The sequence below is a fragment of the Streptomyces sp. NBC_00247 genome (genome assembly GCF_036188265.1).
In the GTDB taxonomy this organism is placed as follows: Bacteria; Actinomycetota; Actinomycetes; order Streptomycetales; family Streptomycetaceae; genus Streptomyces.
This window is the reverse complement of record NZ_CP108093.1, coordinates 5,170,393-5,189,570: the sequence shown is the minus strand read 5'-3', so window position 1 is coordinate 5,189,570 and position 19,178 is coordinate 5,170,393. Positions and strand designations below refer to the sequence as shown.

Here is a 19,178-nt window from a genome sequence, read left to right as displayed (position 1 = left end):
CCCGGGCTTCGCCGTGTCCGCGTCCGGCGCCGTGCGGGCGCCGGCCGTCACGTACTCGCCGCGGTGCCTCCCGCGCCGCCCGACCTGCCCGCGCCGCCCGCGCTGAACGCCGGCGGGCGGGCGTCGTCCGCCGGTGGTCTCCCGTCGCTCCCCGCCACGGGCTCGCGGTCGGGGCGCACCAGCCGTCGCGGGCCGGCCAGGGCCCAGGTCAGCAGGAAGCCGAGCGAGACGACGAACGCGCCGCCGGCCGCGTCGAGGACCCAGTGGTTCCCGGTGCCCACGATGGCGCAGACGGTGAAGAGCGGGTGGAGGAGCCCCAGCGGCTTCATCCAGACCTTCGGGGCGAGGATCAGGATCATCAGCCCGCACCAGAGCGACCAGCCGAAGTGCAGGGACGGCATGGCCGCGTACTGGTTGGTGACCGAGGTGAGCGTCCCGTAGTCCGGCTTGGAGAAGTCCTGGACGCCGTGCACGGTGTCGATGAACCCGAGGCCCGGCATGAGCCGGGGCGGGGCCAGCGGGTAGAGCCAGAAGCCGACCAGGGCGAGGAGGGTCGCGAAGCCGATCGTGGAACGGGCCCAGCGGTAGTCGGCGGGGCGGCGCACGTAGAGCACGCCGAGGATGGTCAGCGGGACGATGAAGTGGAACGTCGAGTAGTAGTAGTCGAAGAAGTCCCGCATCCAGCCGATTCCGGCGACCTTGTGGTTGAACCAGTGCTCGACGTCGATGTGCAGCCACTGCTCCAGCGAGTGGACCTGCCGGCCGTGTTTCTCGGCGGTGGGGCGGCCCGCCGTCGCGGCGAGCCGGACCTTGGCGTACGCGGAGTAGACGACCCGGATGAGCAGGAGTTCCAGCAGCAGGTTGGGGCGGGTCAGCACCCGGCGCCAGAACGGCAGCAGCGGCACCCGGCTCCAGCGCGCCGGTACCGGCCGGGCGTAGTCGGTGGGGACCGGCGCCGACCAGTACGGCGAGGTGCGCGGCAGGAACGGGACGGCGCAGGCGGCGCCGAGCGCGGCGAGCAGCACCACGTTGTCGCGCACCGGGTGGAGCGCCGCCATGTTCGGCAGCAGCATGGTGCCGGGCAGGGTGAGGACGAGCACCACCACGGCGGGCCAGACCGGCCGGTCCGAGGCCCGCTTCCCGACCCGGCCGACCACCGCGAGCAGCACCCAGAGGAGCTGGTGCTGCCAGGAGGCCGGGGAGACGACGACGGCGACGCAGCCGGTCACCGAGACGGCGAGGAGCAGCTGCCCGTCCCGGGCGTACCGGGCGGCCCTGCGCAGGCCGAGCACGGCGACGGCGGCGGCCAGGACCAGCAGGACGGTGATCTCCAGCGGCCCTTCGAGCCCGAGGCGGAGCAGGGCGCCGTGCAGCGACTGGTTGGCGAGGCCGTCCGGGCGCTCGCCGAGGCCCGCTCCCGCGACGTGGTGGATCCAGTAGGTCCAGGAGTCGTGCGGCAGGGCGGCCCAGGCGACGGCGGTGAGCGCGGCGAAGGTGGCGCCTCCGGTGAGGGCGGCACGGCGGCGCCCGGTCAGCCACAGGAGCCCCGCGAAGAGCAGGACGGGCGGCTGGAGCGCCGCCGCGATCCCGACCAGGACGCCTTGGGCCCGGTGGTCGCGGACCGCCAGCAGCCCGACGAGAACCAGCAGCACCGGCAGGATGCTGGTCTGCCCGAGGTGCAGGGCGTTGCGCACCGGCAGCGACACCATGAGCAGCGCGACGGCGGCCGGGGCGGCGAACAGCGCGGTGCGGCGGCCCACCGGGGACGGCAGCGCACGGGCCACGACGACGCCGAGCGCGACGACGAGCAGCAGGGAGACGGTGGTCCAGGCGATCCCGAGGGCCTGCTCCGCCGCCGCGCCCAGCGGTTTCAGCACGAGCCCCGCGAACGGTGTCCCGGTGAACCGGTCCGTGTCGTAGAGGGAGCCCTTGACGCGCAGGACGCCGTTCTCCCCGGTCCAGGTCTCCAGATCGGTCAGCCGTTCACCCGGCGGCTGTCTGAATACCACCGTCATCTGCCGCACGGCCAGTGCGGCGACGATCATCCAGAGCACGATCCGGGCCGTCCGGGCCCTCGCCTCCGCGTCCGTCGCCACACTCCCGCGCACGCCGTGTTCCGCATTTGCCACGCTGCGCCGACCCTCCCGCCGTTTCGCGCACATTCCCGCGGATACGGGTCGTGCTCATGAAGCCTCGCATTGCCCCCGGAGGTAGACGCCATCAACCCCCACTTCGCCTGACCTTCATGTGCTTTTGCCCAAAAGATTGCCCGCCCCGTCCCGTCCGCCCCCGGGTGCCCGTGGGCCCCACGCGTTCCGACGCCGTCGGCGAAATCCACTTCCCTCTCCGCCCCGCACGATGATCGGATCGGCCCATGACCTGGACTTTGACCCCGGAGCGGTTCGACGCGCCGGACGCGGCGCGTCTGCTGCGGGACTACTACGACGAACTCGCCAGCCGTTACTGGAAGCGGCAGGCGACCGAGGCGGAGATCGACGAGGGGCTGACGGACGACGGCGTCGACCGGCTCGCCCCGCCCACCGGCCGGCTGGTGGTGGGCCGCTTCGACGGGGTGGCCGCGAGCTGTGTCGGGGTGTTCCTCGACCGCGCGACGGCCACCGCCGAACTGACCCGGGTCTACGTACGCCCCGCCTTCCGCGGCACCGGGGGCGGCGGGCTGCTGATGGCCGCCGCCGAGGACGTGGCGCGCGAGGCCGGGATGCGGCTGCTCCGGCTCGACACCCGGAGCGATCTGGTGGAGGCGCGGGGCCTGTACGCGAAGCACGGCTTCCGGGAGATCCCGGCGTACAACGACGGCCCGTACGCCGACCACTGGTTCGCCAAGGAACTGTGAGGGCGCCGGTGCCGGTGGCGCGGGTTCGCTTCCCGTCACGCGCCACCGCAAGAAGGCCCGGCCGTCGGCCGGGCCTTCTTCGCCGTCCCGGTACGGGCGTCGGCTCAAGCGGCCCGGTCGAGCGGCACGACGCGGGCGAACGGCCAGTCCCGCAGCGAGCGCCCCGCCACCAGCCACGCGTGCGCGCACGACGGGAGCAGCAGCGGGTCCGCCGAGCCCTGGTACGGCGGGGGCGAGCCACTCGCCACCAGGGCCGCGGTCCGGTCGGAGCCCCCGGCCAAGGCCCAGCCGCTCACGCCTCCGGTACCGGTCAGGGGCACCGCGGCGATCCCGCACGCCGGATGGGCCGAGGTCAGCCCGGCAAGCCGGCGCAGCGCTCCGGTGAGCGAGTACGTCCCACCGGCCCGGAGCACATCGGCACAGTCCAGCAGGTAGGCGTCCGGGCGGTCGTCGACGTCCACCACGAGGTGTTCGTCGAGGACCGACGCCTTGCGGGAGGAGCCGCCGGGACCCACTCGTACGCTGAGTGAAGCGCCGGCGCAACGGGCGTGCAGCACGTCCCGGGAGCAAGACGCCCGGACCACCACGAAGCGCTTCACGCCGACACCTCCCCGCGGCCCGGTGCCCGCGCGATCAGCGGGAGAGGCTCCGGCAGTTGGACGGTCTCCGGCTCGTGGGCGGGCTGCCCCAGCCCCAGGAGCTCGTACATCAGTCTTCGCATGTTCCGGTTGAACCTGCCGGGTTCCGACGTGATGCGCGATCCGATCGCGGCATACTCCTCATGCCGATATTCCCGTGCCACGTAATCCAGTTGGTCCACGAGCGGGTGCGTGGGAGAGAGCGTCGGCGCGTGGGAGGCGAGGATCGCGGCCGGCGACGAGGGGTTGATCTCCTGCTCCGACGAGGTGGCGAGCAGAATCGGCGCCCCGGTGAGCGTTCCGTAGAGAGTGACCGAGCCGTGATCGCCGATGATCCAGTCGGCGGCGATCAGAACGCTGCGCCAGTCCGCTCCGGGCGCCACGATTCCGATTCCCAGCCGGGAGCACCGCGCCAGCCACGATCTGACCTGGAAGGCGCCGTGTCCGGACCACACGTTGGGATGGACCAGCAGTGCCGTCCGGTAGCGTGCCGCCGGCAGTTCACCGATCAGGCGCGGCAGCAGCGCGTCGAACCGGCCGAAGGAGGATTGCGCTCCCCACGTCGACACCGCGACGACGAGCTTCTGCCCCTCGGCGATCCCGAGCGCGCGTCGGTACGCGGCACGCAGAGGCAGGCTGGCCGTGATCCGGTCGGCCACGGGATCGCCGATCACGTGTGCCAGCGGCAGCGCCTCCGGGCAGTTGAGCCCCAACTCGCGCAGATCCGCACGGTGCGGAAGGCCCACGGCGGCGGGCAGCCGACCGCCGGGCATCAGGTCCTGCCTGCGCAGACCCGCCACGCCCGCCTCCGCTCCCCCCGTCACTCTCTTCAGGTAGTTGGCCCCGTGCGGCAACGTGATCAGCGGCGCGTCTATGTGCTGCACGCCGCGCGGTCCTGCGGCGAGGGCGAGGTCGAAGGTCATGCGAACGGCCTGGTCCCACGGCAGCACCACGCTTCCGAGCCCTGCCAGGAAGGCAGGCACGTCGTCGCCGAAGTCGTGCGGCGGCGCCGTGAAGACGATCTGGAGCCGAAAGTCGGCTTCCAGCAGGGAAAGGACGTCCAGCAGTCGCTTCCCGTACGTCACGGTGTGGATCACCGCCAGTACCCTCTTACGGCCCACCAGAGTCAGCCACTGCCGTGACCCGGTGGTCCTTCCCTCGTTGGTGTCCGTGTCGAATCTGCTCGTCGCGGTTGTGTTCAACGCCGCCATGGCGTCCCCCTGTTGGCTTCTCCTTGAGTGCCACGAACTGCTTCTGCCGAAGGGATGCCCCGCAGCGGGGACGAAAGGCTCGACGGAGCCTTGCCAGAACCTTGCAGGGTGCTGCCGGCGGAGCCGGGCGGGACGTCGCACGGGCGTGGAGAACCCCCACGGGTTTCCGGGCGCGGCGAAGCGGCTCAGCCCCGGCGCCGGGGCTGAGCGGCGGGCACGCCGATGCAACCGTGACGTGCACGTGCGAGGAGCCCGCCCCGAGGTTCGCGCGCCGAGAGAACGCCCGGTCGCGCAGGGGCGTCAGGGCGTCAGGGCGACCGTCAGCGGTCCCTGTGTTCAGGCACGTGGAAGGTCAGGTTCGAGAAGTCGCGGCCCTGGATCACCGGGCCGTGCTGGGTGCCCCCGCTGATGGTGTTGTGCACCCCGTCGCCCGCGCCGCTCCGCGCCGCCTGCCACCACTCTTCGAGCGCGGCACGGAACTCCTCGTCCAAGGCGGCGCGTACGCCGAGAGCCGTCGCCAGCGCCTGGGCGCGCAGCGGATCGGCCGGATCGTTCTCCAGCTCAGTGATCTCCAGTTCGCCCGAGCTGATTCCCGGCGGCGGCTCGGCGCGCACGTCGTCCGCCGAGCCGCGCCGGAACGGACGCCTCACCAGTGCGGTGAGCCCCTGCCACGCCTGACGGCCGAGGTCACCGCCGACGCCGCCGGCGAGGGCCGTCAGAACGGCTGCCGTGATCGGATCCATGTCGGGCTCCCTGAGTCGGTGTTCCGTGGTCACAGGTCGAGGGCTGTTCCGCGAACGAACGGTTCTCCCGCACGAGCGGGTCACCCGCCCCCGCCGAGCCGACGTGCGTCGGCAGGGCTCGTGGTCTCGAACAGGGCAAGGGCTCGTGCGAGGAAGCCGTCTGCCGCCGTCCCGCAACCGTGCTCCGCCGCGCTGACGCCCAGCATCTCCAGGGTGCGTGCCTGCCAGAAGACCGCGCCGGAGCCGGTGAAGACCGCCAGAGCCTCGTTCATCCGCGCCACGCCCTGCTCGTACGCCCCCGTCCGGACGTCGGCACGCCCGAGGAACACGAGGGCGCGCGCGGCGTCGTGGGGGTCGTTCGCCGCCACCATCGCGGCATGGGCCCGGGCGAAGCACTCGACCGCCTCGTCCACGGCGCCCGTCGCGAGTGCGATCTCGCCCAGGGTGGTACGGGCGAGGGCCGCGCCTCGCGGATATCCGCAGTCCTCCCAGACGGAGATCGCCCGCCTCAGGTGGGTCTCGGCCTCGTCGTACCGTCCGGCCTCGCGGTGGCAGGCGCCGAGGCCCAGCAGCGCCTGCCCCTCGTCCCGCGGGTCAGCTGCTTCGCGTGCGGCCAGGAGCGAGTCCTGGTACCAGGCGATGGCCTCCCCGGTGCGCCCCGCGGCGCTCAGGCCGATGGCCCCGGAGTTGAGCATCTGGCGTTCGGCCGTCCTGTTCCCCGCCTGCCGGGCAGCGCTCAGGCCGATCTCGTGGGCCTCGATCCAGTCGGCGTAGTGGCGCAGCCGCAGAAAGAGTGGCCACAGGGCATCCACGAGCATCCACGCGGTGTCGTACCAGCCTCTGCCCGCCGCAAGCCTCACGGCGTCCAGCAGTTGCGTCCGACGGGAGTCGAGCCAGCCGAGCGCCGCGACCTCGTCGGCGAACGGCGGAGGAAGACGGGGCGGGTACGCGTAGATCCTGGGAAGCGTGAACTGCACCGGCGTCAGAAGCTCCTGAGCCGCGGTGGCCGTACGGAGGCACCAGTCGCAGAACCGCCGCAGCGCCTCCTCGCGGGCGGCATCGGTGTCGTCCTCCATGGCTCGGTCGTGCGCGTGGATCCGTAGGAGGTCGTGCAAGCGGCACGTGTCCGGGCCGACGTCCTCCACGAGATTCGCCTCGACCAGCTCGTCCAGCCGGCGCTCCGCCCACTCCAGGGACTCCCCGCAGGTCGCTGCGGCGATCATCGCGTCGAAGGTGTGCACGGGAAGCAAGCCGAGAGTTCTGTAGAGACGCGCGGCCCCGCCACTCAGTACGGCGTACGACGCGTCCAAAGCCTTGCGCACCGAGGTCTCCCCTTCCACTTCGAGCGCGGCCAGCCGGCCACCGCCCGTGTTCCGGTCCAAGGCGTCCGCGAACGCCCCGACCGACTGCCTGGGCCGTGTCGCGAGCCGCGCGGACGCCAGGCAGACCGCGAGCGGAAGACCCGCGCAGAGGGCCACCAGGCGGTGCGCCGAGGGGAGTTCCTCCGCGACACGCTCCGCCCCGATCCCCCGGGTGAGCAGTTCGACACCGGCGGAGGGACCGAGCGCCTCCAGCTGGTGGAAGCCCGCTCCCTGCATGCGCAGACCGGTCAGCCTGCGGCGACTCGTGACGACGACCAGGCCGCCCGGGCCGCCGAGCAGCAGCGGCCGTATCTGGGCGGCCGTGAACGAGTTGTCCAACATGATCGCGATGCGCCGGTCGGCCGTGAGGGACCGCCACAGGGAGGCCAGTTCGACCGGGTCCACCGGAGTCGGTCCCGCGCCCATCGTCCGGAGGAACTGGCCCAGTATCTCCACGGGTCTCACCGGCTCGTCCGCCGAATGCCCGCGCAGATCCGCGTACAACTGTCCGTCCGGGAATTCACTGCTCAGCGAACGCAGCCATTTGGACACGAGGGTCGTCTTGCCGATTCCGGCCGGACCGCTGACGACGATCAGCGACAATCCGTCGGCACGTAGATCGTCCAGCGCCGCGAGATCACCCTTCCTGTCGGTGAAGTTCGCCGGGACGGGCAACAGTTGGCGCGGCCTCGCAGGCCTGGCGGGTGCCGCCGGCGCGGAGTGGACATGTATGCCGCCATGCACCTCACGGGCCTGCACGGTGGGACCGTACAGTCTCGCCCCACCGCCGATCTCATTCCCGTGAGGTCCCTGCGCATCCGCAATTCGATCATTCATCCATCCGCCCCCGGAGATAGATTTGCCCATGGCCCGGCCTCTTTCGCGTTCTACCCCGACACGGCCGGGAACGACCATCGAGAAGGCGTCCGGATCACGCCAAGGCGGCAGCGGTGTATGGCGGAATTCCCCGCCCGATGCCATGCTCATGAGCCATTCGACGGACCAGCGGGGGCGCTGGTGGAAATCCAGATTCTCGGACCGGTGGGGCTGCGGCTGAACGGGCACTGGCTGACGCTCGGATCGGACAAGGAACGGCTGCTGCTCGCCGCGCTCGCTCTGGAGGCGGGACGTCCCGTGGCGTTGAGTGAGCTGGTGGAACGCCTCTGGGACGGCGACACACCGAAGCGCGCCCGCGAGAACACGCACACCTACGTGTCGCGTCTCCGCAAGCGGCTGCAGCCGGTCGGAGCCGGACCGGACGCGCCGACCATCACCGCAAGAGCGCACACTTACACCCTGCACACCACGCGCGACACCGTGGACCTCCGACGCTTCCAGAACCTCGTCGAGGCCGCGTCCACCTGCGCCGGCGGCGCGAAGGCGGTCGACCTGCTGGCTCGCGCGGAGCAGTTGTGGCAGGGCGAGGCGCTGGCGGGGCTGCCCGGGTTCTGGGCGGCCACCGTACGGCGGGCGCTCGATGAGTCGCGGCTGAACGCCACCGTGTCGCGGATCGCGACCGGCCTGAGGCTCGGGCATTTCTCCGAACAGGTCGCGGAACTGACCGCGTTGGTCGCGCGGCATCCAGGAGACGAGACCCTGATCGGGCAGTTGATGCTCGCGTACTACGGCAGCGGACGGTACACCGACGCACTCCGGGTCCACCAACGGGCCCGGCAGTCGCTGATGGCGGAGTACGGAGCCGTCCCCGGGGCCGAGTTGAATGCGATCCACCGGGGCGTCCTGGCGCGCGTACCGGCAGGAGAACTGGCCTGCGGGGGCGACGCCGGGCGAACCTCCCGTTCCCTCGGACCCGTCGTGAGCACTCCCACCACAAGCCCGCCGGAGCCACCCGGGACCGCCGGGCCACCGGTCGGCATGCCGCCGCCCCGGAATCTGCCCCAGCAGCCGTCGCTCGTCGGGCGCCGGCCGGAGTTGCAGGCCCTCACCTCGATGATCGCCGAGAAGGGTGGGCCCGACGGATCGGTCGTCACCGTGGAAGCCGTCAGTGGCATGGCGGGGGTCGGCAAGACCGCGCTGGCCGTCGCCGGCGCCCACCTGCTCGCCGACAGGTACCCGGACGGCCAGCTGTACATCGACCTGCACGGGCACTCCCCCACCCAGGAGCCGCTCACCGCGAGGGCGGCGCTCGCCACGCTGCTGAGGCTGCTCGGTGCGCCCGCGTTCTCCATTCCGGCGGAACTGGAGGGGCGGACGGCCCTGTGGCGGACCATGCTGGCCGAGCGCCGGGTGGTCATCGTTCTGGACGACGCGACCGGACCCGAGCAGGTCGGCCCACTGCTGCCGAGCGGTTCACCGTCCCTGACGATCATCGCCAGCCGTCGGCATCTGACAGGTATCCCCCAAGCACTGTCGGTTCCGATCGACGCGCTGCCCGAGGAGGACGCCATCGCGCTCTTCCGCCGCTTCGCAGGGGAAGAGCGGGCCCAGGACACCACGGAGACAGCCCGGATCGTGCGGCTGTGCGGATATCTGCCCCTGGCGATCGAGTTGGTGGCACACAGGTTCCGTGCGCGTACCTCCTGGACGCTGACCGTCCTCGCCGAGCGTCTCGCCCGGAGCCACGGGCGGCTGACAGAGATCCACAGCGCGGATCAGGAACAGGAGATGGCACGGGCGTTCGCTCTCTCCTACCGGACGCTCACCGCGCAGCAACGGACCGCGTTCCGCCGCCTGGGACTGCACCCCGGCGCCGAGTTCACCGCCGACGCGGCCTCCGCGCTCCTAGGTATGCCGCAGGACACGACCGAGCGATTACTCGAGGGCCTGTTGGCGTGTCACCTTCTCAGGGAGCCCGTGCCGGACCGCTACCGCTACCACGACCTGCTCCGCGAATACGCCTACGGCCTTTCCCTGGCGGAGGACGCCGAGCCTGAACGCCGCCAGGCCCTCGGCCGCCTCACGGCTCTCTACACCACGACGGCCGATCTCGCGGATCGGACGGCATACCCCCGGCGCGTCCGCCCGAGCCCACCGCAACCCCAGGCGCCGGCGCCTCCACCCCCTGCGTGGGACTCCGCCACCGCACGGTCCTGGCTGATCGCGGAACGCGCCAACCTCCTCGCCGTCGAAGACCACGCCCGCAGCGACGGCGACCCCGAGGCGGCCGCCCGGCTCACCGGCGTCCTGGCCGGGTTCCTGCAATCGGAGTGCCACTGGCAGGACGCCAAGAAGCTCCTGGGACACGCCGTCGCCCACTGGGACCGGACGAACGACGACCCATCGGCGCTCAGTCGGGCCTTGATCGACCTCAGCGCGGCGGACGCGAGCATCGGGGACTACGCGGAGGCCGCGGCAGCGGCCGAGCGAGCGCTCGGACTCACCCGCGCACTGGGCGACGCTCCCTTCGAGGCGGAGGCGCTGCGCGTCCTCGGCACCCTGAACTGGCACCTCGGCGAGAATCGCAGGGCTCTCACTCTGCTTCAGGAATCCTTCGCCATCACGTCGCGTACGGGTGACACCTGGGACAGAGCACGAAGCCGAAACAACATCGCTGTGGCCATGCACTTCCTCGGAGAGCGCGATCAGGCACTCATCCAGTTTCGTGAGGCGCTGACAGGATTCCGGAATGTATCCGACAAAATCGCCTCCGGCCAGACCCTCAACAACATGGGCGAACTACAAATGCGGGCAGGCGAGCTGACATCCGCCCGTCACTCGTTCGAGGAATCCCTATCCTACCTGGAAGTCGACGGCAGTCGATACGACCGCGCGACCGTGCGCATGAATCTGGCCGAGGTCCTTACAAGCTCCGACGAGCCAGAAGCAGCCCTCGCCATGTTCGAGGCAACGCTTTCGGAGTTTCGGTCACTCGGCGACCGGAAAAGCCAGGCCGAGGCCTTACTGGGAATCGCCGAGGCGCACTGGCGCCTGGGGAACGCCGAGGAGGCCGGTCGACACCTCCTGGAGGCACTGACGATCGCCCAGGACATAGGAGCGGCCGACCACGAGGTCCAAGCCCTGCACCGCCTCGGACGCGCGGACTTCGCCGCCGGCCGCATGGCCGCCGCGACGGACCGGCTGCGATCTGCGGCAACCGTCGCGGCCCGCACGCACAACGTGGAGGCAGAAACCTCCGCGCGGACACTGCTTGCCGAGATTCGACTCGCCGCCGGAGATCCCGACGAAGCGCGCGCAGAATTGCTGCAGGCATTCAAACTGGTCCGGACCAGAGACCCGATCGGCGCGGATCGCATCAATAGCCGCATGAATGAAATCGAACAGGCTTCCGGCGGGAAGTAACGGAACCATTTCACGGTGGATGAAATTTAGGCACGTCGCGGAATACCCATGTGGCATATGCAAAAAATTGGCCACCCCTCCCGCCTTCTGTTACTTTCGGGGCCTCGAAGATCACAAACCCCCGGAAGGACCATCGCACGTGTGCAAAACCTCGGTCATAGCCCTCGCCATTTTGACCGTTTTGACAACTGGAATGACGACCGGCGTCGCCGCCGCAGCATCCCCGAATTTGAATCTGGAGAACGGCTTCATCATGATATGGAGTCTTTTGTCCATTTCGGGCGCAGCGTAGCCACCGAGGATGGCCGGGGCGCATGAGCGAATGGACATCAGACCCGTCCCGGTATCCGAAGCACCTGGCCATTCCTGTCAGGAGGTGAGCGGCGGTCGGCGAAACCCGCTCCGCCGCGGCACCCCCCGGGCCGAACGCGCCTGCTCGTGAGCGAGCAGGGCACCGGCCGCGCCGACGGTCAGTTGCCGGGACCGTCGGCGGTCAGGCCCCCGGGCCCGGGTGGTGCGGTTCGGCCTGGTGGTCCCGGGGTGCCTCGGGCAGGTGGGGCTGCTCCTTCCTGGAGCCGCTGACCTCGGCGGTCAGCTCGGACACCAGGGCGACCAGATCGGTCGGGCGGTCCGGTCCCCACCAGTCGCCCAGCATCTCGGCGAGGGAGTCCTCCCGGGCCCGGGAGAGCCGGACGACCGCTTCCGCGCCCGGCTCGGTGAGCACCAGCTGTACGCCGTCACGGCGGGCGAGTCCGCGTTCCTCCAGTTGCCGGGAAGCGTCGATGATGACCTTCAGCGGCAGCGGGGTGACACCGGCGAGCCGGGCGGGCTCGACCGCCCCGTGCCGCTTGATGCGCAGCAGCAGCCAGCTGGCGGCGGGCAGCAGGTCGTACCCGGCGCGGGCGGTGATCTTCTCGTAGATCTCGCGGCGCCCCTCGCGGGTGGCGAGGACGGAGAGGGCGCGGGCGCATTCGTCGTAGGAGGAGCGTTCGACCGGGTTCGAGGCCAGGGTCTCGGTGGTGTCGGGTGCGGTCACCGAGCCGCGCAGCTTGTCCTCCCTGAGGAACCACGCGACGACGAACGCGATCAGCACGACCGGGGCCGCGTAGAGGAACACGTCGGTGATGGAGGTCGCGAACGCGTCGAGGACGGCGGGCCGGAGGTCGGCGGGGAGCTGCCCGATGGCGCGGGGGTCGGCGGCCAGCCCTCCGGCGTCGACGCCCGGTGGCAGCGCCCGGCCGGCGAGCGCGTCCGCGAGCCGGTCGTTGAGCAGGCTGGTGAAGATGGTGCCGAAGATGGCGACCCCGAAGGAGGCACCGATGGACCGGAAGAACGTGGCGCCGGAAGTGGCGACGCCCAGGTCCTCGTAGGGGACGGCGTTCTGCACGACCAGCACCAGAACCTGCATCACCAGACCGAGGCCGGCGCCGAAGACGAAGAAGTAGGCGCTCATCTCCCAGGTCGAGCTGTGCACGTCGAGCCGGTGCAGGAGCAGCAGTCCGATCGCGGTGATGGCGGTGCCAAGGAGTGGGAACACCTTCCAGCGGCCGGTGCGGCTGACGATCTGCCCGGAGCCGGTCGAGGTGAGCAGCAGCCCCAGCACCATCGGCAGCATGTGCACGCCGGACATCGTCGGGGTGATGCCCTTCACCACCTGCAGGAACGTCGGGAGGTAGGTCATCGCGCCGAACATGGCGAATCCGATGACGAAGCTGATGAGGGCGACGAGGCTGAAGGTCCTGATCCGGAAGAGTTTCAGGGGCAGAACGGGTTCGGCGGCGCGCCGTTCGACGGCCACGAAGACGATCAGCAGCACTACGGCGAGGACGGCCAGCCCGATGATCTGCGCGGAGCCCCAGTCCCAGGTCGTTCCGCCCAGGGAGGCCACCAGAACGAGGCAGGTCGCGACGGCGGCGATGAGGAAGGTACCGAGGTAGTCGATGGTGTGCTTGGTCCGCCTGACCGGGATGTGCAGCACGGCGGCGATGACGCCCAGCGCGACGACGCCGATCGGGAGGTTGATGTAGAACACCCAGCGCCAGGAGAGATGTTGGGTGAAGAGGCCACCCAACAGCGGGCCGAGCACACTGGTGACGCCGAAGACGGCTCCGAACAGGCCCTGGTACTTGCCGCGTTCCCGGGGCGGCACGATGTCGCCGACGATGGCCATCGAGAGCACCATCAGCCCGCCGCCGCCGAGTCCCTGCAGAGCACGGAAGCCGATCAGCTCCGGCATGTTCTGCGCGAGGCCGCAGAGGGCGGAGCCGATCAGGAAGATGACGATGGCGGTCTGGAAGAGCTTTTTGCGTCCGTACTGGTCGCCGAGCTTGCCCCAGAGCGGGGTGGCCGCCGTCGCCGCCAGCATGTAGGCGGTGACCACCCACGACAGGTGCTCCAGCCCGCCGAGCTCACTGACGATCGTGGGGAGTGCCGTGGAGACGATCGTCTGGTCGAGTGCGGCGAGCAGCATGCCGAGCAGCAGCGCGCCGATGGCCACCAGAATCGTCCGCGTGGACCGCCCTTCCCCGGGCGCGAGCGGCGGAGTCGACTGCTGGGCCATGGGTGTCTCCTCGGATCTCCAGGTACACACCATCCTTACCTCTATGTCCGCTTATGGCCTGCTGAGCGGTGACACCGCGTCGAACGCGCGCTCGGCGCACTGCATAATCCAAGACAATTCAAGGGGAGGGGACCCACGATGACGGGACAGACGTGCCCGAACTGCGGCGGCCCGCGCGACGACAGACCGCCGGTACCCGGGCCGGGCGCGACACCCGCTTGCGGATGCGCCGTCGCAGGCACAGGAGCAGCACCGGCACCGGCGGGGGACACCACCGGAAAGGCCACCGGGAAGGCCGGAAAGGCCGCCGAGATCGCTGCGGCCGAGGACTTCGACCCGTTGCGGATCAGGCCGTACGTGACGCTGCCGAACGCCGAGGGGTCGGCGCGGGACGCCGGAGCGGAGGCGGGGACCGTGGCCGTCGCGACGGTGAGCGTGGAAGCTGCGGCCGGTGCGCCCACCGGGACCGCCGCGCCCGCCGGGGCGCCTCTCCCGGAAGGCACCCATGACACCGGAGGCACTGGCGGCACCGGAGGCACCGGAGGTGCCGGGGGTACGGGCGGGCCTGCGGCCGCCGACGCGACGATGCGGCTGCCGGCGGTGCCCCCGGGGGCGCGCGGCTCTGCGCGGCATGCCGGCCCGATGCCCCCGGCCGCCCCCGCCCCCGGGTCCGGATCCGGCGCGGCGGGCGGGGGCAGGGCGGACAGGCCCGACCCCGTCCAGCCCCGCCGTAAGCGCCCGTTCGCCGCGCTGGGAGTGGCGGCGGCCGTGGTCGTGATGGTCGGGACCGCCTCGGTCCTCGGTGGCGTCTTCGACGGGGACGAGGCCGCCCGGCAGGAGAACGCGCCGGAGGCCACGACGAGCGTTGCGGACTCGACCGCCGGGGCGACGGACGCCCCGGCGGACCCGTCCCCCTCCGCGTCCGCCTCTGCCACGGCCTCGCCCTCCGCCACGACGGCGTCGGCCTCTCCTTCCGCGTCGGCCACCACCGCCTCGGCGTCCCCCTCGGCCGGCGCGAGCGCGGCGCCGACCGCTTCGGCCGGGATGCAGTCGCCAACGCCGAGCAATCCGACCTCCGCACCGCCGGTCGACCCTTCGCCCTCGGCCACGACCGCAACCCTGACCGGCGGCACCCTGCAGAAAGGCGACTCGGGATCGGAGGTCGCCGAACTCCAGAACCGGCTGCGGGAGGCACGGGTCTACTTCGGCCCGATCGACTCCACCTACGGGGACCGGGTCCGGATGGCCGTATCGACGTACCAGGCGGTGCACGGCATCCAGGGCGACCCTTCGGGCGTGTACGGGCCCCACACCCGGAGCGCGCTGGAGGCGGCGACGTCCGGGAAGAGCAGGCACTGACCGATCCCCGGGCCGGGCGGGCCCCCGCCGGGCCCCGCGGTGCCCCGGCGGGGGCGGTGGCCCGGTCCCGGGGATTGGCATTCCCGGGCAGGTTTTTGTATCGTGATGGAACAAAGTGGCTTCGCCCGCACTCCCTGACCGGCGGGCGGGGCTGCTCTTGTTCTTCGTGCGCCGCACGTGTTCGCGCCCGTGGCGCACGCGTCCCCTACGCACTTCACGTGCTCTGGAGCTCGCTCATGCAGGCCACCGTTCTCGCCGCCCGTGCCCTCCTCCTCGACATGGACGGAACCCTGGTCAACTCCGACGCCGTCGTGGAGCGCTGCTGGCGCCGCTGGGCCGTGCGGCACGGGCTCGACCCGGAGGCCGCCCTGAAGGTCGTCCACGGGCGGCAGGGCTACGCCACGATGGCGATCCTCCTCCCGGACCGCCCCATGGAGGAGAACCACGCGGACAACCGCGTGATGCTGGCCGAGGAGACCGCCGACACCGACGGCGTCGTACCGATCGGCGGCGCCCCGGCGTTCATGGCCGCGATCGCCGGCCTCCCGCACGCCTTGGTGACCTCCGCCGACTCGGCTCTCGCCGGGACCAGGATGGCGGCGGCCTCGCTGCCGATGCCCGTGGTCCGCGTCACCGCCGAAAGCGTCGGCGCCAGCAAGCCGGACCCGGAGGGGTTCCTCAAGGGCGCGGCCGAGCTCGGTTTCGCCCCCACCGACTGTGTCGTCTTCGAGGACTCCGAGGCGGGAATCGCCGCCGGCCGGGCAGCCGGCATGCGTGTCGTGGGCGTGGGCCCGCGTGCGGCGGCCCTCTCCCCGGACGCCCACGTCGACGACCTCACCCAGGTCCGCGTGGAGAGCCTCGCCGACGGCTCGCTGAGACTGCACATCCGCGAAGGCCGCTGAAGCGTGTTGCGGAAGTAGCGCCGTCCGCCCGGGGGCGGGTCCCGCGGCCTCCGGTGCGTGCGATCCCGACAACGCGGCGAGGCGCCGTAGCCGTCGTCGCGCACCCACCAGGAATTGCGGGACAGCCCTGAGGACCCGTATCGGGCCCCGACCCCCACCGGGGCGTGACCCCCACCGGGGCGTGAGCCCCACCGACCCTAAGCCCGCCGGGGTGCCCATGGCACCCCGGCGGGCTTTTCGGCGTACCCGGACGGCAGGATCCCCCGCCGGACCACCCGGGCCACCCGCACGGGCCCTTGATGGCACGCCAGTTCCCTTGCCCGACCTCTTGATGTGACGTGCTCATGTCGCCACGCTGTTACCTGGTGCCCACCCCACAGAAACCTGGCGCCGCGACGATGACCGGGCTCCATCCCGAGCAGCCCGGCCAACGCACCCCCACATCAGAGGAGTTCGCATGTCCAAGTTCTACGCGCGTCGCATAGCCGTCGTAGCCGCCTCCGCCGCGCTCGCCGCCACCACCGCGCTGCTCACCGCCCCCTCCGCCCAAGCGGCCATGCCGACTCCGGTCAGCGCGGCCACCGCCCGCACGTACCTGGGCCAGTTGACGGTCGCGGCGGCGGGCTCGACCAGCGGTTACAGCCGTGACCTGTTCCCGCACTGGATCACCCAGTCCGGCGCCTGCGACACCCGCGAGACCGTGCTGAAGCGCGACGGCAGCTCAGTCGTCACGAACACCAGTTGTTCGGCCACGAGCGGCAGTTGGTACTCGCCGTACGACGGCGCGACCTGGACCGCCGCCTCCGACGTCGACATCGACCACATGGTTCCGCTGGCCGAGGCCTGGCGTTCGGGCGCCAGCGGCTGGACGACCGCCCAGCGCCAGGCGTTCGCCAACGACCTGACGCGCCCCCAGCTGATCGCCGTGACGGACAACGTCAACCAGTCCAAGAGCGACAAGGACCCCGCCAACTGGCTCCCGTCCCGCGCCGCTTACGTCTGCACCTACGTGCGGGCCTGGGTGCAGGTGAAGTACTACTACAAGCTCACCATCGACTCCGCGGAGAAGACCGCGCTGACGACGACCCTCAACGGCTGCTGACCCGCCGGGCGCGGGCCGTCCGCCCGACCGGGGCCGGCCCGCCCGCGCCCACCACCCGTACCGCACCACCGTCCGGAGCACGCCGCCCGCATCCGTACCGCCTCCCCGTTCCGTACCGCCTCCCCGTTCCGTACCGTACGGAGAAGATCCGTCCGCGACGGCGCGAGGAGGGCACAGATGGCCGGGCTCCGGCTGGGACCGCTGCTTCGGTACGTGGACCACACGTCCGGCACCACCGCGACCGTCTGGGTCGAGGCCGACCGGCCGTGCACCGTCACGGTGCGCTGCGCGGACGGGGCGTCCGGCAGTTCACCGACGTTCGCCGTGACCGGCCACCACTACGCCCTGGTCGTGGTGTCCGGGCTGACGCCCGGCACGACCACCCCGTACGAGGTGCTGATCGGCGACCGGTGCGTATGGCCGCCCGCCGGCTCACCGTTCCCGCCCAGCACGATCACCGCCCCGGCGCCCGCCGCCGAGGCGTCGCGGGTCCCGCTGCGCGTCGCCTTCGGCTCGTGCCGCTGGGCCGCTCCGCCCGGGGGTGGCAGCCCCTTCGCGCCGGGCTCCCCGCTGCGCCCGCCGGGCAAGGACCCCATCGGCCCTGACGCGCTCGACGCCCTCGCCTCCCGGCTGGCCGCCGACCCCACCGCGGTACGCCCGGACGTCCTGCTGCTCCTCGGCGACCAGATCTACGCGGACGAGACCTCCGAGGCCACCCGGCGCCGGATCGCCAAGCGGCGCGATCCGAAGGAACCGCCGGGGGCGGAGGTCGCGGACTACGAGGAGTACACCCACCTCTACGACGAGTCCTGGCGCGACCCCGAGGTGCGCTGGCTGCTCTCCACCGTCCCCAGCTGCATGATCTTCGACGACCACGACGTCGTCGACGACTGGAACACCAGCGAGTCGTGGCAGGCGGACATGCGGGCCACCTCCTGGTGGCACGAGCGGATCGTCAGCGGCCTGATGTCGTACTGGGTCTACCAGCACCTCGGCAACCTCTCCCCCGCCGAACTGGACACCGACCCCCTCTACGCGCAGATACGTTCCGTCCCGGACGGCACCGAGACGCTGCGCCGGTTCGCGGCCACCGCCGACGCGGACCCCGCCGGGGTGCGCTGGAGCTACCGGCGCGACTTCGGACGGGTCCGGGTCCTCGTGGTCGACAGCCGCGCCGCCCGGGTCCTCGGCGAACAGAACCGCGCGATGCTCGACCCCGGTGAGGCGCGGTGGGTCCGCGAGGCGGCGCTGGACGCGCCCGGTTCGTACGACCACCTCCTCATCGGGACCTCGCTGCCCTGGCTGCTCCCGCCGCTGATCCACGACGCGGAGGCGTGGGACGCCGCGCTCTGCCGGGGCGCGCGGGGCGGGCCGGACGGCCGCTGGGCCCGGTTCGGGGAGAAGCTCCGCCGCGCGGCGGACCTGGAGCACTGGGCCGCGTTCCCCGAATCGTTCCGGGAGCTGACGGAGCTGGTGCGGGAGGCGGGAGGCGGTCCGGGCGCCCCGGCGACCGTGTGCGTGCTCTCCGGCGACGTCCACCACGCGTACGTCGCCGAGCCCCGGTGGGCCGGGGAGGAACCGGTGTCCCGGGTGTTCCAGCTGACCTGCTCGCCCGTCCACAACTCGATCCCCGCCCTGATGAGGGTGGGCTTCCGGTTCGGCTGGAGCGGGGCCGGAAGGTGGCTGGGCTCCCTGCTGGCCCGCCACGGGCGCTGTGCCGGACCGCCGGTGCGGTGGCGCCGGACGGGCGGCCCCTGGTTCGGGAACCAGTTGATGACGCTCACCCTGAACGGCCGGAGCGCGCGGCTGGAACTGGCGCGGGCGAGGAGGGCGGGGAAATCCGCGGAGACGGGGGCTGCGGCGGCGAGGACCGGCACGGCAGGGACGACAGGAGCGGCAGGGACGACGGGGGCCGGGACGACGGGGGTCGGGGCGACCGGAGGAACCGGAGCGACGGGGGAATCCGGAGCGACGGGTGAATCCGGCAGGAACGTTGCCTCTCCGGATGGTGTCCGGCTCGAAACCGTCATGGACCGCTCGCTGACCGAGGGGTTGTAGTCCCTTTCGACCATCCCCGGAATCTTCCAATCCGGGGCTCTGTGCCGCCCCTGGGCGCGGGGGCGGCAGGCCGGTCCGCCGTGTCCGGCACCTGACCCGACCGTCCCGGGCCCGCCGTGTCCCCCGGCGG

The 19,178-nt window shown here is 71.6% G+C and carries 12 protein-coding genes; 6 read left to right on the top strand and 6 right to left on the bottom strand.

What is annotated here, in order from left to right:
* Window positions 1–47: 47 nt before the first annotated feature.
* Window positions 48–2,162, bottom strand: coding sequence for a bifunctional glycosyltransferase 87/phosphatase PAP2 family protein (locus OHT52_RS22590; protein ID WP_328721999.1), 2,115 nt, complete (start codon window positions 2,160–2,162; stop codon window positions 48–50).
* Window positions 2,163–2,374: 212 nt separating this feature from the next.
* Here OHT52_RS22590 and OHT52_RS22585 point away from each other — a divergent pair, with 212 nt between their 5' ends.
* Window positions 2,375–2,854 carry a GNAT family N-acetyltransferase gene (locus OHT52_RS22585; protein WP_328721998.1) on the top strand — a complete coding sequence of 160 codons (480 nt, stop codon included), beginning with the start codon at window positions 2,375–2,377 and terminating at the stop codon, window positions 2,852–2,854.
* A 104-nt stretch (window positions 2,855–2,958) separates the two neighbouring features.
* On the opposite strand, the gene OHT52_RS22580 is transcribed toward OHT52_RS22585, so the two are convergent.
* From OHT52_RS22580 to OHT52_RS22565, 4 genes are all read right to left on the bottom strand, one after another.
* Window positions 2,959–3,369 (bottom strand): hypothetical protein, encoded by a 411-nt coding sequence (locus tag OHT52_RS22580; protein WP_328721997.1) that lies wholly within the window; start codon window positions 3,367–3,369, stop codon window positions 2,959–2,961.
* An 80-nt stretch (window positions 3,370–3,449) separates the two neighbouring features.
* Window positions 3,450–4,613, bottom strand: a complete 1,164-nt coding sequence (locus tag OHT52_RS22575; RefSeq protein WP_328723852.1) for a hypothetical protein — start codon at window positions 4,611–4,613, stop codon at window positions 3,450–3,452.
* Between the two features lie 410 nt (window positions 4,614–5,023).
* Window positions 5,024–5,446 (bottom strand): hypothetical protein, encoded by a 423-nt coding sequence (locus tag OHT52_RS22570; RefSeq protein WP_328721996.1) that lies wholly within the window; start codon window positions 5,444–5,446, stop codon window positions 5,024–5,026.
* Between the two features lie 80 nt (window positions 5,447–5,526).
* On the bottom strand, window positions 5,527–7,644 hold the full coding sequence (locus tag OHT52_RS22565; RefSeq protein WP_328721995.1) for a tetratricopeptide repeat protein: 2,118 nt from the start codon (window positions 7,642–7,644) through the stop codon (window positions 5,527–5,529).
* Between the two features lie 180 nt (window positions 7,645–7,824).
* On the opposite strand from OHT52_RS22565, the gene OHT52_RS22560 reads away from it, so the two are divergent.
* Window positions 7,825–11,067, top strand: coding sequence for an AfsR/SARP family transcriptional regulator (locus OHT52_RS22560; RefSeq protein ID WP_328721994.1), 3,243 nt, complete (start codon window positions 7,825–7,827; stop codon window positions 11,065–11,067).
* 493 nt (window positions 11,068–11,560) lie between these two features.
* Here the strand turns inward: OHT52_RS22560 and OHT52_RS22555 are convergent, their stop codons facing one another.
* The gene (locus OHT52_RS22555) at window positions 11,561–13,627 is read right to left on the bottom strand and encodes an MDR family MFS transporter (RefSeq protein ID WP_328721993.1); all 2,067 of its coding nucleotides are present in this window, start codon (window positions 13,625–13,627) and stop codon (window positions 11,561–11,563) included.
* 138 nt (window positions 13,628–13,765) lie between these two features.
* Between OHT52_RS22555 and OHT52_RS22550 the strand changes: the two genes are divergently transcribed.
* From OHT52_RS22550 to OHT52_RS22535, 4 genes are all read left to right on the top strand, one after another.
* Entirely contained in the window at window positions 13,766–14,986 is a 1,221-nt protein-coding gene (locus tag OHT52_RS22550; protein WP_328721992.1) for a peptidoglycan-binding domain-containing protein, read from the top strand.
* 236 nt (window positions 14,987–15,222) lie between these two features.
* Window positions 15,223–15,888, top strand: coding sequence for an HAD-IA family hydrolase (locus tag OHT52_RS22545; protein WP_328721991.1), 666 nt, complete (start codon window positions 15,223–15,225; stop codon window positions 15,886–15,888).
* Between the two features lie 457 nt (window positions 15,889–16,345).
* On the top strand, window positions 16,346–16,990 hold the full coding sequence (locus tag OHT52_RS22540) for an HNH endonuclease family protein (protein ID WP_328721990.1): 645 nt from the start codon (window positions 16,346–16,348) through the stop codon (window positions 16,988–16,990).
* A 177-nt stretch (window positions 16,991–17,167) separates the two neighbouring features.
* Window positions 17,168–19,048, top strand: a complete 1,881-nt coding sequence (locus OHT52_RS22535; RefSeq protein ID WP_328721989.1) for an alkaline phosphatase D family protein — start codon at window positions 17,168–17,170, stop codon at window positions 19,046–19,048.
* Window positions 19,049–19,178 lie beyond the last annotated feature (130 nt).